The organism is Pseudomonas sp. BN505, from assembly GCF_029873175.1.
GTDB lineage: Bacteria > Pseudomonadota > Gammaproteobacteria > Pseudomonadales > Pseudomonadaceae > Aquipseudomonas > Aquipseudomonas putida.
Genome location: NZ_SSOI01000009.1, coordinates 1 through 3,101 on the forward strand (window position 1 = coordinate 1; position 3,101 = coordinate 3,101).

Below are 3,101 nucleotides of genomic sequence, written 5' to 3' on the forward strand. Positions count from 1 at the left end.
GCAAATTGCTTGGGTGTTATATGGTCAAGCCTCACGGGCAATTAGTATTGGTTAGCTCAACGCCTCACAGCGCTTACACACCCAACCTATCAACGTCGTAGTCTTCGACGGCCCTTTAGGGGATTCAAGATCCCAGTGAGATCTCATCTTGAGGCAAGTTTCCCGCTTAGATGCTTTCAGCGGTTATCTCTTCCGAACATAGCTACCCGGCAATGCCACTGGCGTGACAACCGGAACACCAGAGGTTCGTCCACTCCGGTCCTCTCGTACTAGGAGCAGCCCCTCTCAAATCTCAAACGTCCACGGCAGATAGGGACCGAACTGTCTCACGACGTTCTAAACCCAGCTCGCGTACCACTTTAAATGGCGAACAGCCATACCCTTGGGACCGGCTTCAGCCCCAGGATGTGATGAGCCGACATCGAGGTGCCAAACACCGCCGTCGATATGAACTCTTGGGCGGTATCAGCCTGTTATCCCCGGAGTACCTTTTATCCGTTGAGCGATGGCCCTTCCATACAGAACCACCGGATCACTAAGACCTACTTTCGTACCTGCTCGACGTGTGTGTCTCGCAGTCAAGCGCGCTTTTGCCTTTATACTCTACGACCGATTTCCGACCGGTCTGAGCGCACCTTCGTACTCCTCCGTTACTCTTTGGGAGGAGACCGCCCCAGTCAAACTACCCACCATACACTGTCCTCGATCCGGATAACGGACCTGAGTTAGAACCTCAAAGTTGCCAGGGTGGTATTTCAAGGATGGCTCCATGAGAACTGGCGTCCCCACTTCAAAGCCTCCCACCTATCCTACACAAGCAAATTCAAAGTCCAGTGCAAAGCTATAGTAAAGGTTCACGGGGTCTTTCCGTCTAGCCGCGGATACACTGCATCTTCACAGCGATTTCAATTTCACTGAGTCTCGGGTGGAGACAGCGCCGCCATCGTTACGCCATTCGTGCAGGTCGGAACTTACCCGACAAGGAATTTCGCTACCTTAGGACCGTTATAGTTACGGCCGCCGTTTACCGGGGCTTCGATCAAGAGCTTCGCTTGCGCTAACCCCATCAATTAACCTTCCGGCACCGGGCAGGCGTCACACCCTATACGTCCACTTTCGTGTTTGCAGAGTGCTGTGTTTTTAATAAACAGTCGCAGCGGCCTGGTATCTTCGACCGGCATGGGCTTACGGAGCAAGTCCTTGACCCTCGCCGGCGCACCTTCTCCCGAAGTTACGGTGCCATTTTGCCTAGTTCCTTCACCCGAGTTCTCTCAAGCGCCTTGGTATTCTCTACCTAACCACCTGTGTCGGTTTGGGGTACGGTTCCCAGTTATCTGAAGCTTAGGAGCTTTTCTTGGAAGCATGGTATCAACCACTTCGTCGCCTAATGGCAACTCGTCATCAGCTCTCGGCCTTGAAATCCCGGATTTGCCTAAGATTCCAGCCTACCACCTTAAACCTGGACAACCAACGCCAGGCTGGCCTAACCTTCTCCGTCCCTCCATCGCAATAACTGGAAGTACAGGAATATTAACCTGTTTTCCATCGACTACGCTTTTCAGCCTCGCCTTAGGGACCGACTAACCCTGCGTCGATTAACGTTGCGCAGGAAACCTTGGTCTTTCGGCGTGCGAGTTTTTCACTCGCATTGTCGTTACTCATGTCAGCATTCGCACTTCTGATACCTCCAGCAAGCTTCTCAACTCACCTTCACAGGCTTACAGAACGCTCCTCTACCGCATCACCAAAAGGTGATACCCGTAGCTTCGGTGCATGGTTTGAGCCCCGTTACATCTTCCGCGCAGGCCGACTCGACTAGTGAGCTATTACGCTTTCTTTAAAGGGTGGCTGCTTCTAAGCCAACCTCCTAGCTGTCTAAGCCTTCCCACATCGTTTCCCACTTAACCATGACTTTGGGACCTTAGCTGACGGTCTGGGTTGTTTCCCTTTTCACGACGGACGTTAGCACCCGCCGTGTGTCTCCCATGCTCGGCACTTGTAGGTATTCGGAGTTTGCATCGGTTTGGTAAGTCGGGATGACCCCCTAGCCGAAACAGTGCTCTACCCCCTACAGTGATACATGAGGCGCTACCTAAATAGCTTTCGAGGAGAACCAGCTATCTCCGAGCTTGATTAGCCTTTCACTCCGATCCACAGGTCATCCGCTAACTTTTCAACGGTAGTCGGTTCGGTCCTCCAGTCAGTGTTACCTAACCTTCAACCTGCCCATGGATAGATCGCCCGGTTTCGGGTCTATACCCAGCGACTAAACGCCCTATTAAGACTCGCTTTCGCTACGCCTCCCCTATTCGGTTAAGCTCGCCACTGAATATAAGTCGCTGACCCATTATACAAAAGGTACGCAGTCACCTAACAAGTAGGCTCCCACTGCTTGTACGCATACGGTTTCAGGATCTATTTCACTCCCCTCTCCGGGGTTCTTTTCGCCTTTCCCTCACGGTACTAGTTCACTATCGGTCAGTCAGTAGTATTTAGCCTTGGAGGATGGTCCCCCCATATTCAGACAAAGTTTCTCGTGCTCCGTCCTACTCGATTTCATTGATAAGAGATTTTCGTGTACGGGGCTATCACCCACTATGGCCGCACTTTCCAGAGCGTTCCACTAATCTCAAACCAACTTAAGGGCTGGTCCCCGTTCGCTCGCCACTACTAAGGGAATCTCGGTTGATTTCTTTTCCTCAGGGTACTTAGATGTTTCAGTTCCCCTGGTTCGCCTCTTGCACCTATGTATTCAGTACAAGATAACCAGCTTATGCTGGCTGGGTTCCCCCATTCAGAGATCTCTGGATCACAGTCTGTTTGCCGACTCCCCAAAGCTTTTCGCAGGCTACCACGTCTTTCATCGCCTCTGACTGCCAAGGCATCCACCGTATGCGCTTCTTCACTTGACCATATAACCCCAAGCAATCTGGTTATACTGTGAAGACGACATTCGCCGAAAATTCGCACGTTGCTCTTTCGAGCAGAACTCACAAATTTTACCTTAGCCTGATCCACCAGCAGTGAAACTGGTGTTCAGTCTATTTCTATCACATATCCGAATTTTTAAAGAACGATCTGACAAAAGTCAGAAATCAACA

1 rRNA gene is annotated in these 3,101 nt (G+C 51.3%); it reads right to left on the reverse strand.

Going from position 1 to position 3,101, the window contains the following annotated elements:
* Window positions 1-20: 20 nt before the first annotated feature.
* Window positions 21-2,912, reverse strand: a 23S ribosomal RNA gene (locus E8E78_RS00045).
* Window positions 2,913-3,101: the final 189 nt, after the last annotated feature.